This is a genomic window from Pedobacter sp. KBW06, from assembly GCF_003852525.1.
Taxonomy (GTDB): Bacteria; Bacteroidota; Bacteroidia; order Sphingobacteriales; family Sphingobacteriaceae; genus Pedobacter.
In genome coordinates this window covers 78,322-98,161 of the sequence record NZ_QAJL01000006.1, presented here as the reverse complement: position 1 = coordinate 98,161, position 19,840 = coordinate 78,322, and the positions used below count along the sequence as shown (strand labels likewise).

Below are 19,840 nucleotides of genomic sequence, written 5' to 3'. Positions count from 1 at the left end.
CCGCTGGAGCGCCTTTGGGCATCAATTGTATCCTGTGATCTTATCGAAACAGCATTTGCTTTCTGATCCGGCTGAGTGTTTCCGGTGTGAGTCCGAGGTAAGAAGCCAGCATGTTTTGCGGAAAACGGCGTACAAACTCAGGGTACAACTTCATCAGTTGCTGGAACTTTTCTTCTGCAGTAAAACTGATATTTGCTTCAATTCTGTTTTGAGCGGCTATAAAATTGTTTTCATCCAGCACATGCGCCATTTTAAAAAAAAGTGGCGACTGGTCTTTCAAGAGGGTGATCTTTTCCTTAGTCGTCACCAGGAGCTCCGTGTCTTCAAAAGCATCGATATTATATTTTGAAGGGGTCAGCATACTGAAACTTTCCCGGTCGCTTATCCACCAGTTTTCGATTCCGAACCGAACGATATGCTCCACACCACGATCATCAATGACATATTGCCGCATAGCTCCTTTGACTATAAATGCCATGTATTGGCAAATACTGCCTTCATGAGAAAGAAACTGTTTCTTTTTGATCACTCTTGGAGTAAAGGCAGCCTCGACAAATTGGAATTCTGAATCATCGATTTCAGAACCAGTCTTACTGTTTATAAAATTTCTTAAAGCGTTGTACATAGGATTCGGTATATAAATATATTAGAAATTTAAGATTATCACAACTTAAAACGCCCGGCTATTTTCCAGTTTTGTGGTTGTAAAAAACGGCAAAACAGAAGGTTCCTGATCAAGGGGGAAATAATTACAAGCAGAAGGGAAATCCCTATAATTGCCGGCTTGTATAGTCCATGTATCTTTGTTTCAATCAATTAGATTGGAAACTTAAACAACCAACAAAATGGAAAATCAAGCAACAAAACAAGCAGTAAAAAATGTGGTATTGGTACATGGAGCCTTTGCGGACGGTTCAGGATATAAAGCATTGTATACCGAGCTCACAAAAAAGGGATATCAGGTAACCGTTGTACAAAACCCTTTGACCTCATTGGAGGATGATGTAAAAGCAACACAGGTTGTTTTAGATAAACAAGATGGCCCGGTAATTCTGGCAGGACACTCCTGGGGTGGAGCTGTGATTACAGAGGCAGGAAATCACCCTAAAGTAGCAGCCCTGGTGTACATTGCGGCTTTTCAGCCGGATAATGGAGAATCGGCCTTGCAGTGGCTTCAGACTGCTCCTCCTGCGCCGGAAAACGGAGTATTGCCTCCGGACGACAAAGGGATCGTTTATTATGATCAGGAAAAATACCACCAAGGCTTTTGCGGTGACATCAGCAAAGAAGAAGCCGATTTCATGTACGCTTCACAAGGTGCCTTTTATGCCAAAGGATTTGTCACACCGATTACCCATGCAGCCTGGAGAGATAAACCTGCTTACGGCCTGATCGCCACAGAAGACAAAAGTATTGCTCCGGAGATTCAACATGAGATGTACAAACGCTCCAATACAAAGGTTACCGAAGTAAAAGGCAGCCACGTGATCTTTATGTCGCAACCAGAACAGGTAACTGCGGTAATTGCAGAAGCGGCAGCAGCATTATCTGCCAGCTAATGGCTGTCTTTTATCTGATCAGAAGTCTCATTTGCCAGGCGTCAGGTAAGTGGGGCTTTTGCGTTTCAGGGCAGTTAAATGAGCGATAACAGTTCGATGGTAGAAATGCTGGCAGGGTCTTCAAACTGTTGTTGGTAGATGATTTCGGGTATAACAATTGGTGTTGAGGTTGTCTGTACAAGAATCCCGTTTTCTGTTCTTTTACAGGAGACAAAGTCGCCAATCTCGGGGTTTAATTCCTGCATTCTGATCAATAGTTCATAGATTACATACGTTGCTATTTGCATGTTTCGAAATTAGGAAATGTTAATTTAACGATAAATTATCATTGTGTTAATGAAAACTTAATGAGTGATGAAAAATTAACATCAGCCTAAAGGCGATAATTAAAGATTTTTCTACTTTAGAGGGATTAAATATGAAAAAACAAGCCATCCCCATACATGTAGCCGAACTGGAAGAGAATGGTATAGAAATCCATCCGATCAGCAATAATATCGAACCTTACCAAATGCCACATAGGGACGACCATTACATGTTCATCATTCAGCAAACCGGTTTTATGTTGCTGGAAGTGGATTTTAAGGAAGTGGCCATATCCGGCGCTTCGCTATGTTTCGTTGCTCCCGGTCAGGTGCATCGTTACCTGAGTTATGAAGATGCTCAGGGCTGGTTGATGTTTGCAGACACGAGTTTGCTTTCTGTTCAGAGCAGGGACATCTTCAGTGCCTATTTTAATGCCGGCCAAATCGCTACAGTTCAGGAAGACGATGCGGTATTTAAACTTGTGCCTTTACTGGAGGAGGTAGTCGGTAATGCTTTAATGCCACTGCGGGAAAAATTGATCAGTTCGCTTACAGACAGCCTGACCTCATTGATCGCCTCCAGCATCCTCAAGTCCCAACAGGTTAGCCATGTGATCGGAGGACAAAAATATAATACGGTGATCCGGTTTAAAAAACTGGTAGCGGAAAAGTATAGCGAATTGAAACAGGTCAAAGAGTATGCGGAATTGCTCCATCTTAGTCCGCTTTACCTGAATGAAATCACGAAGGAAATTACCGGGTTCCCTGCAAGTTACTGGATCAGCCAGGAGATTATTCTGGAAGCCAAACGCATGTTGTATTATACAACGATTGATGTAAAACAGATCGCTTATGCGCTGGGATACGAGGATCATGCCTATTTTTCCCGCTTTTTTAAGAAACACGTAGGGATGACTGCGCTGACCTTTCGGAGTATAAAACCGTGATTTGTCCAATCATAACCCTTGTCTGACTATCTTTTGAGGATGGCCGGCCCCTTAATTTTGTAGCCGTATAATAATTCATAACATACGTTACAAAATGAAAGAAACAAATAACATTACTTTGGTTATCGAGGGCACTCCAACCCAGAACAACCACATCACTATTGAGGCCGAAAAAAGCTTTCAAAAAATAATCATACCAATTATCTTTTCGGTTTTTGCGATATATCTTACTATAGGTATGACCTTGGGGATACTTCCCGGCTTAGTGAAAAACGAATTGAAATTTAGCAGTCTCCTGGTAGGGGTAGTGATTGGGATACAATTTTTATCTACTTTATTAACGAGGGCATATGCAGGCAAACTTACCGACACTAAAGGTCCAAAGCTGAGCAGCAAAATTGGTATACTGCTGATCATCTTATCCGGTGTCATCTATCTGATCTCGGGATTTTTTAGTCAGCTGGCTTTGGTCGCTTTAGGATTGATTATACTCGCGAGGGTTGTTCATGGGATCGCAGAAAGTTTATCCATTACGAGTGCACTAACATGGGGAATCGGATTGGTTGGCACCCAGAAATCGGGCAAGGTGATGACCTGGAACGGGATTGCCATGTATGCCGGAATAGCAATAGGTGCGCCCATGGCCATCTGGATGAAGAGCTCTTTTGGCATTTCTTCGGTGTTTTTTACGCTAATTGTACTCTCTGTAATCAGCTGGCTTTCTACCATTCAGCTTCCAACTTTGCCGGTGGATGCCTCGCATGTCAGGACTCCATTTTACAAAGTGATTGGTCTCATCGCCGGACAAGGGCTCGGGCTGGCTTTTTCCTCTATTGGATTTGCCTGTATCTCTTCCTTCATCTCCTTGTTATTTGCTGCAAAAAACTGGGGTAATCCATCCATGGCTTTTGTAATATTCGGGATGTCTTACATTTTGACCAGGGTCTTTTTCTCTTCTTACCCTGACAAGTTTGGCGGATATAAGGTTGCCCTCGTATCCCTGCTCATCGAGGCTGCAGGCCAGCTTCTGATCTGTTTATCATTAACAGAAACAATGGCACTTGTGGGATGTGCACTTACCGGTGTTGGGTTCTCACTCATCTTTCCTGCACTCGGCGTACTGGCGATTAAAAAGGTAGCACCGCAGATGAGAGGAACAGCCTTAGCAGGTTATGCCGCGTTTTTTGACCTCTCTTTGGCACTTGCAGGGCCGATTGCAGGACTCATCGCAGGTTGGTTCAGTTATCAGGCGATTTATTTATTTGGCGCCATTAGCTGCCTGCTTGCGTTATACATCGTGTTTTCAAATAAAAATAAGTAAACCCTGGTTTGTCTAAGAAACCTGTAAAAATTCATTATGGAAATAGTAAAGAAAAAGGGAATACGCTCCGTGTTCAGCGTAAAGGAAAAAATCTTCCTCAGCCCACATTATATCCGCATTATCTTTGATATGACGGAACAGCAAGTTAAAAAGTTTGCTCAGGCACAGATTGGTGCACATAATAAAATATTTATCCCTGCAGCCGGTTCAGAGGAGGTTCTGTTTCCGGATGATGCGGAAGTAAGCGGGAAGCCGGCTTCGGTAAAAAGAACGTATACCACCAGACGTATAGATCTTTCGAAAAAGGAATTATGGATAGATTTCATCGATCATGCGGACCATGGTCCGGCCTCTTACTGGGCAAGCCGGGCGGTTGCCGGAAGCAAACTGGGAATCGCCATGAAAGCCGGTGGCAGGCCGCTTTTTCCAGAGAAAGCAGCGTATTTCTTTGTAGGAGACAGTACTGCAATTCCGGTCATCGCGACAATGATGGAGCAATTGCCGACTCATGTACAGGTTAAAGCGATTCTTGAGGTATATGGACCAGAAGATGAGTTAAAGCTGTCTTCCAGAGCCAATGCCAGCGTTAACTGGGTTTATAATCCGCAACCTGATATGGGCAGTCAGCTTTTTGAACTGGTTCGGAATTTAAGCTTAGCAAATCACCAAAGCTTCTTCTTTTTCGCAGGTGAATTTGAGACTGCAAAAAAGGTCCGACAACACTTTAAGGAAACACCAGGTTGGATACCTGCCAATTATTCGGTGGTTTCCTACTGGAAAAAGGGCGCATCAGAAGATGAATCTTCTTTAGAACGTTCCGAAGACAGACGTTCCTAACTTGTTGCGTCTTTATCCCTGTTGATCTTCTAAACCCGCTCAGGCGGGTTTGTTATTTGATGGTAATTTCAATGCTGATTAATCTTTTTCAAACCATTATAGTCCAATACGTAGGAGCGACCGCTAAACATTCGGTCAGAAATTAGCATGGGAATTTTTCTACTTCACACAAATAGAAAAAACAATGAAAAAGCAAATTTTAATCTTATTGGGGCTGGTGGCTGTATTGTCGTCCTGTTCCAGTTACAACTATTATTCAGTCAGCAATAAAAAGCTAAATTCCGAATACAGTACCTATGCCTGGTTGCCAGATGGCAAGTCTAAAGCCTCGAGTGTGTATGACAATGATGTCGCGGCGGATAAGATTGTGGAAGCTGCGAGTACGGAGTTAAACAACAGAGGTTTTAAACTCGATAACCGGAAGCCGGATCTGCTGGTCAGGTATACTGCAGTAGTCAACAGTGAAACCAAGTCTTATAATGAGCCGGTGTATTATGATCCTCCGGGAAGATATGTTCCGCGTGTAGGTGTTCATCGTGGCCGTGCTTTCTATTATTATGCTTACCGTAATCCCTTTCCTGTTTATGTAGGTAATGAACAGCGTACTGTAAATGTAAAGCAGGGCAGTATCATGATCGATTTAATTGACCGCAGGAGTAAAAAGGTGATCTGGAGGGGTTGGGCCGAAGGAGAATTAAATAATCCGGAGAAAGCAATTAATCAATTACCGGATGTGATTGCGAACATTTTCAAGAAGTTTCCAGCTTAAAAAGGGGTTGACGCCTTGGGATATTTACATCCAGTGCTTTATTGGTCAAGACCATTAGAGCACTGGATTTTTTTTACAATGGATCATCTGGGCCTGTATTTCCTGGAAGGGATTTCTAAATAATTTGGTTTGATTCCAAAAAATGTAATACATTTATTTCATTACTTACTAATAACTGTGTTTTGAGAAACCGCCCTTTTAACTTAGCAGCTTAATAATAACCGTTATAACCGCAGGTTATTATTTCTATTCATTCAGGCTTCCTGCCTGAATCGGTTTTTTATACCCTTAATTTATTTATGGTCAGCTCGTGATGCCCTGTTTGCATGGTGTTCCACAGCTTATCGTCAAATCATTTTTTGATTAGAAACATGCAAGTTGTTAAGAAATTAACCTGGCAGGTTATGCCTGTCGATACCCCCCTATATAAGAAAAAATGCCCTAAATGCAGAAATAGTAACCTCTATTACAGCAGCAATAAGTTCAGATTAAACGCACAAAAAAAGAACATTGATGTGTGGTTGATTTATAGATGCCTGAACTGTGATACCAGTACTAATATCACCATCTTGTCCCGTACCAAACCCGGATTAATAGATAAAACGCTATTCCAGAAATTCAATGATAATGATGAAGAAACGGCATGGAAATACGTATTTGATGCAGATACGATCCGAAGAAACAGGATGGAGTTCGATTACAGTAATGTGGAATACGACATTGTACATGATCCTATTAATCTCCAGGGGCTCAGGAATATGGAAGCGGATGTGGTTGAATTTGAAATAAAGTCCAGATTCAATCTTGATTTAAAATTGACTCATGTCATTAGAAAATGCTTCGATATTTCGCTAAGCCGATTGGAGGAAATGTTAAGTGCAGGTGTAATTGTTGTTTTACCTGAATGTGCGGTGAGAAAATGTAAAGTAAAAAATGGAATTACGGTTATTGTGAATATCGAAAAGCTGAAGGTATATTTATAATTTTACCTTCTCTTTGGGACCTTTAGTACAAAGATTGAGCTACTAAGTTCCGAACTGGAAATATTGAAAAAAATAATAGCTAATTTATATCATGATATTGAAATCGGCTATTCAACAGATGCGTCTATGATTGGTGGAGGTTTTGAAAAAGCAAAATCCAATTTCAGTCAGCTTCAGGATTTTAATAATTATTATTTCATCAAGCCGATAGGTAAGAACAAATGGTTGGACCGTAACACCAAATCTGAGGTCTTTATTTCGTTTATGACGGAATTTAAAAGGCATATCAAAAAGGAATTGAACCTGAAAAGATTGTATATAAATCAAGAAGGAAATCCAGGAACAGTTAAAATCCTTTGTATTTTTCTGAGTTCTATTCCAGGATTCAATACATAAGAAATAAAGAAATTGCTCGTTAACAGTTAACAATAGAATAAATAAAAGCGTACTAAGAACAGATTAATTATGGCCGATAAACTAACTTTTTTTTCCGAAGCAGATCATCCTGAAATGGTTAAAGCTTTTCAAAAAGCACAGGAAACATTTAAATATTTTTGGAGAGAGCTCTCCTGGGAGTTTCGCAGAATCGTTCCTGCATTAGATCTCGCTTGTGTAAAAGTCGCTTTTCTGGAGCATGTATCTGATCAAAGTGCACCTATCGTGGAACACATGTGGATCAACGACGTGCAGTTTGATGGATATGTGATTAGTGGTACACTCGCAAATGACCCGAACGAACTCTCGAATGTTAAAAATGGAGATTTTGTTGAAGTGCCCTTAAATCAGATCAGCGACTGGTTGTTTACCAGTGGTGGAAAAACTTATGGAGGATTTACGATACAGGTTATAAGAGCTGATATGGACGAACAGGAGCGGATAGGACACGATCAGGCATGGGGATTAGACTTTGGTGATTATAACGATGTTTCCGTTGTTTTTGAGCAAAAAGAGCATCCTGAAAACCTCGTGGAGCATCCTATGAGTATCAATATGAAAGATAAGCTGGCTGCGTTTATTGGCGAACACCCGGATCAACTGACCAATCCCGATGAAGTAGGGTATACCATTTTGCACAGAGAAACAGTAGCAGGGAACAGGAGTTCTGTAGAAGTGCTGCTGCAATTAGGTGCAGATAAAAATATAAAGACCGGTAAAGGAAATACCGCATTGGATTTGGCCAAACAAGTGGGATGGGAGCAAATTATTCCATTGCTTGAAAATTAGCAACTCTTTCCAAACAACACCGGCGCGTTTACTGGAAACAGATTTGAGGAACGACGGGGATGGAAATAGAAACACTGGCTAGTCACCAGTGTTTTTTTGTTATCAATCCATGGCAGTTTTTTATATACTTTCAGAGTCTACTGGAGAAAGAAATAGATCTATGCAAATGAAAAAGCCTATTTTAATTAATACTAAAAGAGCGGATTCTCTTCTTTTGATGTATAAAAATTTAGATAGTTATTTCATCAAAAAGATAGATTTTTATCGGGTAATTGAATACAGCTTGTTCAGAAGAAACGATGACCTGCTGCCCGAAAATTTCCATGGGTTACCAGTAGTTGATGAAAAAAACTACAAGAATAAAGATGCTGCTTCATCTAATGATTTTAAACCTCAAGAACTTAAGCTTGCCGTAAAGTTTCTTTTGAAAAACTTATTGCTAACTCCTGAAGAAAGAAGAAATATCAGAAAAAAAGAGCATGCAATCGTGGTTATGGATATCAAAAAATATCTGGACGAAAATGGATGCAGTCCGGAAAATAAAGAATTTGTGAAATGGGCATTTAAATATCTGCTTTTTCAAAACCTGTCATGCCCATACAGCCCAGGCCGATCACAGGGACAACCAAACCCTGGCTACCCAATGCTATTTGCTTTATTTTCATAGTTCAAAGATCGGCAAGCCAAATCGCGGGCACGTATGCAAACCCCTGAAGCTTGTAAGCAAATCAAGGAATGATTTTTTATATTTCTTTACTGTTCTCTTCGATCAGTGCTGCCATCTTTGAATTAAAGGACGTGATAGCTATTCTTAATTTATCGAAGAAATCCGGATCAGCAGTTTCTACACAGACAATGGCTTTTTGCAGTATCTGATGGCTCAGCTAAAACACATTTCTCTGTTACTAAAGTAATTAACAACAAAGCAGGTTAGCTTTGTATATAAATGCCTATTTTTATTTTTTTTGCACCAAATGGCTAAAATTTTTATCGTCGAAGACGAAGCGGAAATACGGGAAGAACTGATACAATTAGTTAGTGCGCGGACTCATGATGGTATCGTAGGAGCCTGCGGCTCGGTAAAGGAAGCATTACTACTCCTCCCATCTGCCGCTCCGGATATGATATTGATGGATATAGAACTTTCTGATGGCCAGAGTTTTGAGATATTGGAGCGCCTTCCTTCAACACCTTTTTCGGTGATTTTTATAACTGCCTATGAGCATTATGCACTACGTGCCATCAAGGCGGGGGCATTGGATTACCTATTGAAGCCCGTAAAGGAAAAGGAATTGTATGATGCCCTCGATAAAGCCAGCTTGCGACCTAATGTCTTGCATGCGGTACAAAAGGAAATCCTCTTCGATAAGCAATCGACAATGTTGGTGCTGAAAACCCTTAATGAAACGTATTTTGTGCGCCATTCCGATATTCTATATTGTAAGGGAGATGGTGGATATACTACCTTCTTTTTACTTGATGGCAGAGAAATTACAACAAGTACAACACTCAAAGAATATGAAACCTTGCTGCCGGAAGGCCTGTTTCTGAGAATTCATAAATCTTTTCTGATTTGTCTAAACTTTATTATTTCGTACCATCATGATGGCTTTGTTTTTTTACAAGGTGGGATACAAGTGCCTGTATCTACCCGTAAGAAAGATTTATTGATGCAAAAAATGACAGTTAATAATGCCTAATAAACCCTTGAAGATCTCCTGCCTAATCTCTATCTGGCTAATTATTACCCTATTTATCAGCTGCAGGCCTTCCTCTCCGCGAATAAATCAAGGCCAGTTACTGGATAGCTTATCTGAGCAGATAAAACTGAGTAAACAGCCTAAAAAAGCAATCCCACAACTACAACAATTAATAAAAGAAAATCAAACGGATAGCGTCATACTTAGCCGGGCTTATTTTTACCTCAGCTATTGCTTACTTAAAAATAAACAAGACTCTGCTTCGTTTGAAGTGGCCCAAAAAGCTTTAACTATATTGCCTTTGTCGGAAAAAAATGGAGCCCAGGCAGCTACCAATTTCTATTGGATGGGTTATCTTGAGCAAAAAAAACAGCAATATTATGCGGCAACTTATTACTACACACAAGCTGCATATCTTATTGATGCAGGCAATTTGAAACTCAGTTTTCCAAAATCTTCCGGTATTATTTTATTATGGGCATCACAACTAAACAATTTCAATAACAGACTGGATTTATCTAATAGATTTGCCAGGAAAATGCTCTTTCTTTTGAAAAAAGATACCAGTATGTTGGCAAAAGACTTGTCTATATCCGCGAATTTATTGCTTTCACTAGGGTATTTAGATCAAAAAGGAATGGCTAATGACTCCGTTCGATTCTATTTAAATCGGGCCACAGCAATAAAAAAGAAAACCAAACTTGCCCGTATAGATTACAATTATTACATATCAAAAGCAAAAATATTTTACGAGGGTAAAGAATTAGATTCTGCCCTTTACTATCAATTAAAAGCCTATAAGGCAGATACCTCCAATGCTTTTATGGCCTACAACAATCTATTGGGCATTTATGTAAACAAGCATCAATTGTCAAAAGCACGTGTGGCAGAGCGTGAAGTTACCAAGCGGTTAAGCCAATCTGATGCAGATAATTACCTGATGTATCTGGAAAATAAGATCGCGTTTGCTATCGCTCGTGGCGATAATAAGATGGCACAGTCGTCATTCGAAGCGTATGTTCAAAAAAAGAATGAAAGAGAAAAAAATGAAAACCGAAAAGCAGCAAACGAAATATCTTCGCTCTATAAAACGGTGCAAAAAGACCAGCAAATTGGTGCATTAAACAAAAAGATAGGTAAGATAAAGGGACAATTGGAGTTGAACAGGCTCTGGTTGGTGGTGATTATCCTTTTTTCAGGATTGCTGGTTGCGATGATATTATTACTGTTTTTAGACCGAAGGAGAAAACAACTCATTACCGAAAATAAGCGGGTTTCAGATCTTAATATCAAACTTGAATTGGAACAAAGGTTGTTGCGGAGCCAAATGGACCCTCATTTTATTTTCAATTGCTTAGCGGGGATTCGTGCTTTGGTCCGGCAAGAGAAAACTCAGGAGACCCTCACTTACCTGGATCATTTTTCCGTTTTGATGCGGGAGAAACTAACGGCAGGTAACCAGCGAAATATTGACCTGAAATCTGAACTGGACTTTCTGGAAAACTATTTAAAGCTGCAGCAAATTAGGATGCCAGGCAAATTCGACTATGTATTTGAATTGGACAATGAGGTTGCCGATATGTTTGATGAAATAGAGATTCCGGCAATGTTGCTTCAGCCATTTATAGAGAATTCTATTTTGCATGGATTTAAAAACATCAGTTATAAAGGTCAGATACACGTATCAATGGCCATTAAAGATGAGGTTTTAAAGGTCATCATTAAGGACAATGGCGTTGGTTTGGATACCACTGATCAGCCGACCCATACTTCGCGTGCCACCCAAATTGTAACAGAACGAATTCAGTATTTACAAACTGAAGGTGTAGGAGAGGCCAGCCTGTCGATGAATTCTCAGATGGATGCTCCTGGTACCATTGTCACTTTACAGATTCCGGTTTAAGTGTAGCGCTCGTTAACTGAAAGCTGGCACTTCTTTATCGCATTGTCCAGCTTAGATTTTATTTCTTTTATTTGTTTTTTAAGTCATTAATTGACTTAAAATGATCTGCTGCGCTTATAGATTTACAGCAATCCCGATGTCATTTGAAACAAAAAATAGATATGATGAAAACAATTATTTTAACTGCATGTATTGCGTTTGCAAGCCTAAGTTTAGTATCTGCAAAAGCAAAAATCCCTATTTGTATTCCCTGCGAATCCATCGAAACTGTGCAGGAATTACCCAAAGATTCTGAGATTGCAAAACTGATGGGTAAAAATGTAAACGTAGCCTATATGTACAAAGAATACGGAGCGATTTGGATGTCTCTTTGGAATAGTGATGGAAAATATGTGTTGAGCGATGAGCGCAACACCAGCTATTTAGAAGTTGATGCACAAATGGCCAAAATATTAAAGGAAAAACATAATATTGATATAGAAACTGCAGGAAGCCCCTTGTCTTTTTGGAAAAAAATAGGCGGAAAACTGGTGTTCTTAATCATTGCAGGTATAATTGTTTATGGAGTGATCCCTTCAAAAGATAAAGAGGTAAAACCTGTCAAAATTTAACATACCTAATCCTTATTATGAATCCTCTATATTTAATCCCCGCAATTGTAATAATTGCTGGCGTGTGCTACATGGTGTATATGAATGCTCAGCACAGTAAAGCAAAATCTGAAATCAATTTAGATCAGGAACGCAGCAGATATGATATTTACAAACAAGAGCTATTAACTCAGGATTTTGCGAAGCTAAAGCAATGGATGAAAGACAAGCCTATTGATGCTTTTACAGGGGCATCCGTACCGCAATCTACCAGTAATAAATTACAGGAAATGCTGAGTGATGGCGTGAAAAACATCGCGTTATCTGCCATTGGGCTAAAACTACGCAGGATAGAAACGGATTGTTTTTGGGTATTAAGCGGTAAAGATTTACATTTTTTAAGCACCAATACAGAAGGCGATTTAGACGAACATATTATTTTTGACACCTTTAGAATAGCGGCTGCCAGCTTGAAATACTCAGGTGTATTAAAATCGCAATTGGGGGTATATTCACAAGCTGCCGAAGAATATCTACCTAAAGTGCATCTCATTACATTTAACATGGATGACAGTTCTTTATCCCTCGAAATTCACGACAGGGTAAATTACACACCTGGTCCGGCCGATATGTTAAATATGAAAAAACAACTGGCTACCCGAGCCAAATACCAGGTAGTAGGCGAGAAACTTGTGGACATTTTGCAAAGTAGGTTTAGCAATTTAAAAACAACCTAAACAATTATGAGCAGCTTTTTTAAAGTTTTCAATGCCCTATTCAAAGAATTGAGCATGAACAAAAATGGATTGAACGGCTATGATTTAGATTGTGTACTCGTAAGTTCCATGTATGCCGAACAACAATCGGCATACTTAAACTCTTACGAAACAGGACTTAGTCTATCTACTATCAAAAAATTGGTAGAAGAATATTGGGACGTTTATGATAGAGATGATGCCCTGAAAATATTGATAGACCTGCTCCACAGAAACGAAGACGAATACGTAGATTTTGTGTACAAAGCTTTAGAAGATGAAAGCAATTATGAAGCGCTTTTAAAAGCAAATCTGCCAAATGATGAAGGTGCTTTTGAATATTATTTAAATATTTATAGAAGCTTAGGCAACACCATCCCGGAGCTGATAGAAGAAAATGTAATCAGCCATTTTTCTGAACTTAAAAAGATAAAAGACAGCGGTTGGAATCTTGGCAGAGGCGCATTTTTAGCCCGTTGCTGTTTTGAACTAGGCCATCTTTCAGAAGAAGAACTTAAAGATTATTTAGGTAAAACGCATACCGCTTTAAAGAAGTACTGCGGCACCTGGAAAGAATATACCATAAGTTATATTTTTGGCAGAGCCCTTTGGGGCGGAGCCAATAATGCTGGCATGATATCCATCGCTGATACTTTGTTGAACGATGATAAAAGCCCTTTGAAAAATAAAGCATTGTGATAAACCGTAAAAAACCGCCTCATCATTTTATTGAAGAGGCGGTTTTTTGTTTTATGTAGTTTTTTTATTTAAACAACTGGGCTAAAGTTTTATTCAGCTCTTCTCCTCTTAAATCTTTTCCTACTACTTTACCATTCGGATCAATCAGGAAGCTGGCAGGTACTGCTTTTACACCATACTCTGTAGCTGCTGTATTTTGCCATCCTTTCAATTCAGAAACATGTGTCCAGGATAATCCGTCTGCTTCAATGGCTTTCAGCCATGCGTCTTTTTTCGAATCCAGAGAGATGCCCAAAACTTCAAATCCTTTGTCATGATATTTTTTGTAAGCAGCCACTACGTTAGGATTCTCTTTTCTGCAGGGACCGCACCAGCTTGCCCAGAAATCAATCAGGACATATTTGCCTTTGAAATCAGAAAGCTTAACGATTTTGCCATCTTTATCTGTCATGCTGATCGCAGGAGCAACTTTACCTTTACCCGTTTTTGCATCGATAGCCAATGATTTCGTGATCATGGCACCAACCGTAGAGAGTTGCGCTTCTTTGGTTAAACCAGCGAATAACTCCCTGGCAACAGGAAAATTCGGATAACCGATAAAGCGGTCGTAAATTACTGCTGCAGAACCAGCGGAGGAAGGATGTTTGCTGATGTAAGTTTTCACTGCCTGCTGATTTTTTGTATCCAGGTCTGCAAATTCTTTATCAATTCCGGCACGTGTTAGGGAATCCACTTTAGTTCCGGCAGCTTTCGCTGCTTTTTCCGCCTTATCCAGTTTGCCATAGATACCACCTGCTGTTGCGGTAATTTCCTTCCATGGGCCGCTGTAAAAACCCATATAAACATCTTGCGCTGCAGAGCCTTTGATCTCTGCCATAGCCATGCTATCTGCCGTTTTTGTAACGGTAATGGCAGAATTTTCCAGGATAAACTGAATCGGGTATTTCAGGCCTTTGGCATTCAGACTGTAAAAACCAGGGGATTTAACGGTTCCTTTGAATACAAATTCGCCATTGTTCAGCTTAGTGGAATCTACCTTTACCGGACTGCCATTTAATTCATGTTCCAGGTAGATCTTTCCTGTTGCTTTGGCAATATTTCCTTTCAAAAGGTATTTGCCGTTCTGGGCAAAACTTTGTATACCTGAACAAGTGATTATTGCTGCAAGAGGTAGTATCGTTAATGCTTTTTTTATGTTGTTATTCATGTTGATTATCTTTTATTTAAGAGGATGATTATTTGCTTACATTTTGTACAATGGTTCCGTTGCCCGGGTTTTTAATGGCTCCCAATGGGATCGGCATGGTCCATAAATGAGAAGTAGGAGAGAGTGTGTAGTTCTGACCGTTTTCTGTTTTCGTTAAGGTGGTCGCGTAGTTCGGATCTTTATTCAGACGACGTCTGTCTGCGAAGGTTGCAATGCTGTTGATCAGCTCATTTGCTTTGGTACGTTGGATCAGCTTTACTGCTTCAACTGTGTTTGGTGCTGATAATGGGCTGTAGTTTTCAGGGAAGATCCTTTTCACACGCACCGCATTTAAGGTGGTCATTGCTCCCGGAACATCGTTCAAACGGGCCTGGCATTCTGCTTTGATCAGGTAAACCTCAGTGGTGGTCAGGCCTCCATAGTTATAAAAGCCGATGGTGATGCTTGTGTAATAGGTATCTGCGGCCACTGTTCTCAGTTTCCAGCGGGAAGCAAATCTGGCGTCGCCCGTTTCAAATTTAGGTGCGCGATCAGTTCTCAACGCAGATTCACGGCCTGAAGAATAGCTGCTTCCATGACGGTAGTAATAGTTCTCTACGAAATCAAAACCCATTGGTGAAGGTGCATTGGTGTACACGTTTGGTTGTTCGATCTGGGTTTTGTAAGTGGCATAGAACTGAGGCCAGTCGTACAGTTTGTCGTTGTACTTCAATGCTTCGTTTGCCGCGCTGAGTGCTTCTGTATACTGACCCATGGTCAGGTATACCCTTGCTCTAAGTGCATAAGCTGCACCTAAATTCGGATGTAAGGCCGTTGCACTGGTGACGCGAAGGTTTGGAATGGCTTCATCTATGTCTTTCAGGACAAAGGCATACAAATCTTTGATGCTCACCTGAGTATGTGGCGCATTGATGTCTGCACTTTGGATCAGCGGCACAGACAGCTTGTTCCCTGCGTTAGCTGCTTCGTAAGGGTCTGCGTAATAGTTGGCCAGCATGTAGTAGTTTAATGCCCTTAAAACCTTTGCCTGGGCTACCAGCTGGGCTTTATCTGCATCTGAACCTTCTGTCGAAGCTGGAACGTGCTCAATTAGCAGGTTACTCGTTGATATTGCCGTATAGGCATTGTAATAGGGCGTTTCGTCACTACCACTGATCGGGATCCGGTCTACATTCTCATTCCAGAAATAATTGACCGAATACAAAGGGTAATAATTCAGGTTTGCCGTGGTTTCAAACTTGTCGTTCATCAACAGGATGGCCTGTGTAATGGTCATCCGTTGGTTTCCATATTCATCACGAATCATGGCTTCATAATCGGCCAATGTAGTTGGCGTTTTTTGTCCTTTCGGAACAATGTCCAGGAATTTTTTGCAGCTGCTAAAACTAATCAATAGCATCAGGGCTGAGATTTTTAGCGTATTTGATAATATCGTTTTCATTTCTCTTGCTTTAAAAATTAAGATAAACACCCCATACATAATTTGCCGGGCGATATCCACTCAATAAATACTTGGCTTCTTTGCTTTTTGCTATCGTGAATGCGTTCTCCACATTGAACTGGAACCTTAAATTTTCCCGGTTCGCTTTTTTGAGGAGGTTTTTCGGCAAGCGATAGGCGAGGGAGACGTTTCTAAGGCGGATGTTTGAAGCATCGATCACATTGATGTCTGATTTTTGGTAGATCTCTGCACTCTGACTGTTATAGGCAGGATCTTCTGCAAACACCAATCTTGGAATGTTGGTTCTGTTCTCATCACCCGGAGTTTTCCACCTGTCGTTGATCTCTTTATTTACCGCAGTGATTTGCGTCACATAACCTCCAAGGGCGCCATTATAGGCACTTCCCAATACCGGAAGGAAGGTGTTTCTCATTTTATGTCCACCTTCAAAGGTCAGCAAAAAGGAGAAAGAGAAGTTTTTATATTCCAGCAGGTTATTAAAGGAACCGCTATACGTAGGAACTGTCGAGCCACTGTACACAATAGAGCCCAGGGTGGCTGGAGAATTCAATACTTTTTCGCCTTTTTCATTGTACACCTGTGGCAAACCGTCAGCACTTAATCCTGCCCAACGGTAGCTGTAAATGGCATTGTAAGGGTTTCCGATTCGTGGATAGGCTTGCGGGTAATCCAACTGTAAGTAATATACCGGTGCTTCCACATTGACATAGGTCACTTTGTTTTTGTTGCGGGCGTACAAAATGCTCGTATTCCAGGTAAAATCTTTGCTTCGGATCACATCGGCAGAGATGGACAGCTCGATTCCCTTATTGGTCATTTCGCCGTTGTTGATCGCATAAGTACTAAAGCCAAATCCTTCTGTCGGCACACCCATGGTGCTTGCCAGGAGGTCTTTACCTTGTTTGTTGTAGTAATCCAGGGATCCGCTGATGCGGTTTTTGAAAAAGGCAAAATCTGCACCGACGTTGTTGGTCGTTGTTTTTTCCCAGGATAGGAGGGGATTTGGACGGTTACCTACGGTTCCCTGTAAGCCACCTACATTATTATTGCTGCTGTAAAAGGCCGTCATGTAAGGCGCTGCATCTTTAGCAATGTTTCCGCCGATACCATGAGAGAACCTTACTTTCAAAAGGTCTACCCAGTCGGCATTAAAGAAGGATTCTTTGTAAATGTTCCATCCTGCACCTACAGACCAAAGTGGTTTATTCTGGTATTTGGAATTGGTGCCCCATAGGTTGGAACGGTCCCAACGTAAACTTCCCGTCACCAGGTATTTGCTGTCGTAGGCGTAACCTGCGTTCGCATAAACCGACACGAATCTGTTTACGTTTTCGCGCTGACTGGCGATGTTGCTGTTGGAGAAATATTTACCGCCAATGATGGCACCTGGTACGGCAGCTAAAGCTTTGGCATTGATCAGGTCGAAGGTCAATACTTTCGGATCGTAGTTGTACAGGTACTGATCTTCGAATTCCAGTTTGGTATCTCTGATCTCCGTACCTACGATGGCCGTCAGGTTGTGTTTGTCGCCAAATGTTTTGTCGACATTTAATTGCTGACGGAAATTATAGGCAGAACTAAAGCTGTCCTGATCGTAATTGATGTTTCCATAAGGCAGGCTAAAGGTAACCGGTCCTCCGGCAACTTTTCCGGCATAGCCGTTTACCTGATCTCTCACATAGAAAGAGTTTTTATCGTACATCCTGTTGAAACGGTCTGAACCAAACTCGTATTGGAAAGTAGAACGGTAAGTTAACCATTTGGTGATGTCTGCATTTAATTTAATGAAGGACCTGTTGCTGAAACTTTTCAACCTACCCAGGTTACGGCTTTGCTCGTCCAATGCGGTAATGTCCATGTTGTAAAGACCGTTTGAATTGATCAGTGACATGGTGTTTGCGCTAAGGCGGGAGGCACCGGTAGAAGTGAAATTAGAGCCATCTTCGTTCTTTAAACGATCGTAAGGCAGGTAAGCATACTGCGGAGATTGAGTTGTATAATTTTGCTGTGTAGCATCGTTATAGGACAAATAATTACTCAGCTCCAGTGTCAGCCATTTGTTGATTTTAGTGGTGTTGTTGATGTTTAAACCCAGGCTTTCGTCTTTGGTGTATTTGTCTTCGGACTTGTTGTTGCGGTAGGTCAGTGAAGAATAAAACGAGTTGGTTTCGGAAGCGCTGCCCACGCTCACATTGTATTGCTGATAGAATGGATTGCGCTTGCTGTATTTTACCATGTCGTCATAGTATTGATAGCCAGATGAAGCCAGCTGGTTTAACTTGGCATCCAGTTGGGCCTGAGTTAATGTTCCTGCATATTTTGCAAGGATGGCCTTGATGCCCTGGCTCTGGTAACCTGCATTGGTCAATACGTTCGCCGCATAGGTGGCTGAATTTGCCGCTTTTAGCTTTGGATTATTGGTTTCCCATTCTTTTTCGAGGCTCACAATATCTGCCGAATTGGTCAGGTTATCGGTATATACCGCGTTGGAAGAAAGTGTAATTGTACTCGACGCAGAGATTTGAGTTTTGCCTTTTTTAGGTTTTTTGGTGACGATGACCACTACTCCGTTTGCTGCTCTTGCACCATAGATCGAGGCCGCTGCCGCGTCTTTTAATACGGTGATGCTTTCGATGTCTTCCAGGTTTAGTCCCGGTACATTTTCGGTAATAGAGCCATTGGTGTTGTATTTGGTATTCTCTACCGGGAAGCCGTCAACCACGTATAAAGGATTGGTTACGCCTTTCATCGAAGTGGTTCCCCTGATCAGGCCGTTGTTGTATCCTGCAATCCTGCCTTCCAGTAAAGAGCCGATACTGCTTAGGCGTTGTTGTTCGAGTTTCTTTGCAGGGATACTGGAGAAGGCACCTGTAACGCGTTCTTTTGGAAGGGTCTGGTATCCGGTGGATACGGTTACTTCTTCGAGTTGTCCGGTTTGTTCTGTCAGGTTAATGGCGCCCAGGTTCTTCTGAACGGTAACTTCTTTGGGCTGATAACCAAGGAAGGAAATGACAAGTACGGCCTTATCGTCTACGTTCTCGAGGCTAAATTCGCCGTTCTGATTGGTCAGGGTTTGTTTTTTTGTCCCTTTAACCTTTACCGATGCTCCGGGAAGGGGAAGGTTGTGCTCATCAAGGATTCTTCCTGTTACATCAATTTCCTGAAATCGGTGGATCAGTTCCTCCACGAAACTGCGTTCCTTTTTCCTGATCAGCACGGTTTTGTTGCTGATGCTGTATTCCAGTGGCTGGTTTTTGAAGATCTGCTCCAGCACATCTTTCAACTCTGCATTTTGTACATTGATATTTACTTTGTTTGCATCTTTCAATAGAGAATAGATGACAATAAAATCATATCCACTTTGGTCGCTGATCCGATCGAAAATCGTGAACAGTTCTGCGTTTTTTGCAGAGAGGGTGATCTTTTGTGCATAGGTTCCGGCACTGACTTGCATGATCAATGCAAATAAGAGAAAAGTGGTTAGCTTCATAATTCTCCATAGTTTATACTGCGCGCGCGCACGACGTCGCAGATGAGTGCAATTTTTGTACATTTGTTGTAGGTTGGTTGAAGCTATTG

19 protein-coding genes are annotated in these 19,840 nt (G+C 41.1%); 14 read left to right on the top strand and 5 right to left on the bottom strand.

The annotated features are described in order from the left end of the window. Window positions 1–40: 40 nt before the first annotated feature. Window positions 41–625: a Crp/Fnr family transcriptional regulator gene (locus DBR43_RS30375; RefSeq protein WP_124587111.1), complete on the bottom strand. Its 585-nt coding sequence runs from the start codon at window positions 623–625 to the stop codon at window positions 41–43. 220 nt (window positions 626–845) lie between these two features. On the opposite strand from DBR43_RS30375, the gene DBR43_RS30370 reads away from it, so the two are divergent. After that, entirely contained in the window at window positions 846–1,559 is a 714-nt protein-coding gene (locus tag DBR43_RS30370; RefSeq protein WP_124587110.1) for an alpha/beta hydrolase, read from the top strand. Window positions 1,560–1,633: 74 nt separating this feature from the next. On the opposite strand, the gene DBR43_RS30365 is transcribed toward DBR43_RS30370, so the two are convergent. Beyond that, window positions 1,634–1,846 (bottom strand): hypothetical protein, encoded by a 213-nt coding sequence (locus tag DBR43_RS30365; protein ID WP_124587109.1) that lies wholly within the window; start codon window positions 1,844–1,846, stop codon window positions 1,634–1,636. Window positions 1,847–1,977: 131 nt separating this feature from the next. Here DBR43_RS30365 and DBR43_RS30360 point away from each other — a divergent pair, with 131 nt between their 5' ends. The 13 genes from DBR43_RS30360 (at window position 1,978) to DBR43_RS30305 (ending at window position 13,592) form a co-directional block, all read left to right on the top strand. Further along, window positions 1,978–2,811 (top strand): helix-turn-helix domain-containing protein, encoded by an 834-nt coding sequence (locus DBR43_RS30360; RefSeq protein ID WP_124587108.1) that lies wholly within the window; start codon window positions 1,978–1,980, stop codon window positions 2,809–2,811. Window positions 2,812–2,905: 94 nt separating this feature from the next. Then, window positions 2,906–4,132: an MFS transporter gene (locus DBR43_RS30355; RefSeq protein ID WP_124587107.1), complete on the top strand. Its 1,227-nt coding sequence runs from the start codon at window positions 2,906–2,908 to the stop codon at window positions 4,130–4,132. A 36-nt stretch (window positions 4,133–4,168) separates the two neighbouring features. Next, window positions 4,169–4,969 (top strand): siderophore-interacting protein, encoded by an 801-nt coding sequence (locus tag DBR43_RS30350; protein WP_124587106.1) that lies wholly within the window; start codon window positions 4,169–4,171, stop codon window positions 4,967–4,969. Window positions 4,970–5,153: 184 nt separating this feature from the next. Continuing rightward, window positions 5,154–5,738 (top strand): DUF4136 domain-containing protein, encoded by a 585-nt coding sequence (locus tag DBR43_RS30345; protein ID WP_124587105.1) that lies wholly within the window; start codon window positions 5,154–5,156, stop codon window positions 5,736–5,738. Window positions 5,739–6,142: 404 nt separating this feature from the next. Next, entirely contained in the window at window positions 6,143–6,721 is a 579-nt protein-coding gene (locus tag DBR43_RS30340; protein WP_158622639.1) for a DUF1062 domain-containing protein, read from the top strand. A 63-nt stretch (window positions 6,722–6,784) separates the two neighbouring features. After that, window positions 6,785–7,117 carry a hypothetical protein gene (locus DBR43_RS30335; protein ID WP_124587103.1) on the top strand — a complete coding sequence of 111 codons (333 nt, stop codon included), beginning with the start codon at window positions 6,785–6,787 and terminating at the stop codon, window positions 7,115–7,117. Window positions 7,118–7,186: 69 nt separating this feature from the next. Beyond that, on the top strand, window positions 7,187–7,945 hold the full coding sequence (locus DBR43_RS30330; RefSeq protein ID WP_124587102.1) for a DUF2314 domain-containing protein: 759 nt from the start codon (window positions 7,187–7,189) through the stop codon (window positions 7,943–7,945). 166 nt (window positions 7,946–8,111) lie between these two features. Continuing rightward, window positions 8,112–8,612: a hypothetical protein gene (locus tag DBR43_RS33105; protein WP_158622638.1), complete on the top strand. Its 501-nt coding sequence runs from the start codon at window positions 8,112–8,114 to the stop codon at window positions 8,610–8,612. Between the two features lie 307 nt (window positions 8,613–8,919). Continuing rightward, window positions 8,920–9,645, top strand: coding sequence for a LytR/AlgR family response regulator transcription factor (locus DBR43_RS30325; protein ID WP_124587101.1), 726 nt, complete (start codon window positions 8,920–8,922; stop codon window positions 9,643–9,645). Continuing rightward, window positions 9,638–11,548 (top strand): sensor histidine kinase, encoded by a 1,911-nt coding sequence (locus DBR43_RS30320; RefSeq protein ID WP_124587100.1) that lies wholly within the window; start codon window positions 9,638–9,640, stop codon window positions 11,546–11,548. The genes DBR43_RS30325 and DBR43_RS30320 overlap by 8 nt, the downstream gene beginning before the upstream one ends. 161 nt (window positions 11,549–11,709) lie before the next feature. After that, window positions 11,710–12,159 carry a hypothetical protein gene (locus tag DBR43_RS30315; RefSeq protein WP_124587099.1) on the top strand — a complete coding sequence of 150 codons (450 nt, stop codon included), beginning with the start codon at window positions 11,710–11,712 and terminating at the stop codon, window positions 12,157–12,159. Window positions 12,160–12,176: 17 nt separating this feature from the next. After that, window positions 12,177–12,875, top strand: coding sequence for a hypothetical protein (locus DBR43_RS30310; RefSeq protein ID WP_124587098.1), 699 nt, complete (start codon window positions 12,177–12,179; stop codon window positions 12,873–12,875). 6 nt (window positions 12,876–12,881) lie between these two features. Beyond that, window positions 12,882–13,592, top strand: a complete 711-nt coding sequence (locus DBR43_RS30305; RefSeq protein WP_124587097.1) for a DUF1266 domain-containing protein — start codon at window positions 12,882–12,884, stop codon at window positions 13,590–13,592. Window positions 13,593–13,656: 64 nt separating this feature from the next. Here the strand turns inward: DBR43_RS30305 and DBR43_RS30300 are convergent, their stop codons facing one another. Genes DBR43_RS30300 through DBR43_RS30290 form a run of 3 tightly spaced genes read right to left on the bottom strand, consistent with a single transcriptional unit; the run spans window position 13,657 to window position 19,751 of the window. Beyond that, window positions 13,657–14,799 carry a TlpA disulfide reductase family protein gene (locus tag DBR43_RS30300; RefSeq protein ID WP_124587096.1) on the bottom strand — a complete coding sequence of 381 codons (1,143 nt, stop codon included), beginning with the start codon at window positions 14,797–14,799 and terminating at the stop codon, window positions 13,657–13,659. Between the two features lie 28 nt (window positions 14,800–14,827). Further along, complete coding sequence (locus DBR43_RS30295; RefSeq protein WP_124587095.1) at window positions 14,828–16,240, bottom strand: RagB/SusD family nutrient uptake outer membrane protein; 1,413 nt, start codon at window positions 16,238–16,240, stop codon at window positions 14,828–14,830. 10 nt (window positions 16,241–16,250) lie between these two features. After that, a complete protein-coding gene (locus tag DBR43_RS30290; RefSeq protein WP_124587094.1) occupies window positions 16,251–19,751 on the bottom strand; it encodes a SusC/RagA family TonB-linked outer membrane protein in 3,501 nt (1,166 codons plus the stop codon). Window positions 19,752–19,840: the final 89 nt, after the last annotated feature.